Source organism: Bartonella sp. AS69XJJH (assembly GCF_042195585.1).
Classification (GTDB): domain Bacteria; phylum Pseudomonadota; class Alphaproteobacteria; order Rhizobiales; family Rhizobiaceae; genus Bartonella.
The window spans coordinates 1-1,927 of the sequence record NZ_JBHIOO010000070.1 but is presented as its reverse complement, the minus strand read 5'-3'; the positions used below and the strand labels follow the sequence as shown (position 1 = coordinate 1,927).

The following is a 1,927-nucleotide window of genomic DNA, read 5'->3' as shown; positions in this document are numbered from 1 at the left end:
GCAAAGGGCTGTTGCCAATAAAAGTTTTTTCATTGTTTTGACCTTTCTTGAAAAATAGGAAGCCATTTTTCTGGAGATTGTCCAACTTCATCCATAATGGTCTCTAGGAGTTCAATATTCTTGGTGGTGCCGCTTAAAATGGCTATTTCATCATCAAAGCCGCGTAAATTCAGTTCTGCTACAACAGAACTTTGCCCTTGTTTGATGAGAAAACGCCGTGACTCACGGCTTAATTCTGATTGTATCAGGTTAAATTCTCTGTCCGATAATTTAAAACCTTCTACATAATCCCCATGATTGCCCTTTTGATTGGGAAAATAAATCTGTGTGGGGCATTGCTCTATAATGGTGTGAGCAATGGTCGAATTGATCGCATCTTTGGGAGATTGCGTTGCAAACAACATCAAACCATTTTGTTTACGAATGGTCTTCAGCCTGTCTTGCGCAAAGGCTTTAAAGGAATCGTCCTCTAAGGCTTTCCAAAACTCATCAATGACAATGATAATACGACGCCCATCAATCAGAGACAAAATTCTATGAAAAAGATACATCATGAGCGGTGGACGAATTTCATTATTGTCTAAAAAATCCGTCATGTCATAACCAATAAATTTTGCATCAATGCCAATGTCGTCATCAGGATTGTCAAAAACCCACCCTAAGGCATTGCCTTTACACCATCTTTCTAAACGACCCGATATCCCCTCCCTATGCGTGGTGTCAAAAAACATTTGTAAGGCAGAGATCGTCCGTTGTTCTTTGGGCAACAAGGCAAGCTGCTCAACAGCCGCCGTGATGTCTTGTCTTTCTGATTCACTGATCTTTTGATCTTCAGAAGAAACAAGCTTTATAATCCATTGGCGTAAAAAAACTCTATCTGCTGGATTGTTATAGTCTAAGCCTTTCAAGGGGGCTATGCCTGTCGGTCTACCATTTTTCAAGGGCATATAAGTGCCGCCACCCGCTCTGACAAAAAGTTCTGCACCCCGATCTTTGTCAAAAAAGACCATATTGGGATCATGCTTTTGAAGTTGTGCTAAAAGAAAATTGACAATAACCGTTTTCCCAGAACCAGAGGGACCACAAACAAACGTATTGCCTAAATCACCAAAGTGAAAGTTAAAATAAAACGGTGAACCAGCAGAGGTTTTCATCAAGGCTACCGCTGGTCCCCACACATTGCCATCTATTTTTCCAACCGGAAAAGAATGAAATGGAGAAAGCGCTGCATAATTGCGGCTGGTTATCGCCCCAGAGCGGGTGCGATAAGCATAATTACCAGGCAATTGTGCCCACCAAGCCGCCGCTAACCCTAAATCTTCCCGCGCAATCACAGCCCCACCATTTGTAAGATGAGAACGCGCTTTGGCAAGATTATCCGCTAGCTCTTGTGGTGTATCAGCAAAAACTGCCAATGATAAATGATGCTCGCCTAAAACAAAACGATTGGATTCAAGATCATCAAGCGCATCATCAAGTTCCATAATTTGTGAGCCCGCACGGTCTCCTGCATTGACCATTTGGTTTTGTTTGCGCCCCATAATCTGCTTGGCAATGTTTTTGCTCTTGAAAACAAAAGATTGGGTGAAAATAAATTCAAAGGGAAGGGTGAGCAAACCATCCGCCATGCCTACCCTGGTTTTTGCTGGATATTCTTTCCAACCAAACATGCCCGCAAAACGCTGTCCCGCCTCGGTGCGTATTTCTATGATCTCTTTCCCAAAAATGAGACGGTCTGAATAAACAGTCGACGCTATCGTCCCCCATGTCAACGGTATGCGTTCACGACGACCTCCTACCAATTGGTGGATAAATTCACTTTGCTGCGAATAAATATTGCCTTCATGTTCATAAAGGCTCAGTCTTTTTGCACCATAACGCTCTAAATTTTGAATAAGATCTGTCGTAATATCTTCAAGCTTGCGAA

At 42.5% G+C, this 1,927-nt stretch carries 1 protein-coding gene; it reads right to left on the bottom strand.

Annotated elements, in window-relative coordinates; all coding sequences use genetic code 11:
• Positions 1 to 29 precede the first annotated feature (29 nt).
• On the bottom strand, positions 30 to 1,927 hold a 1,898-nt coding region (locus tag ACFIK6_RS09600; protein ID WP_375677596.1), incomplete at its 5' end, for a VirB4 family type IV secretion/conjugal transfer ATPase.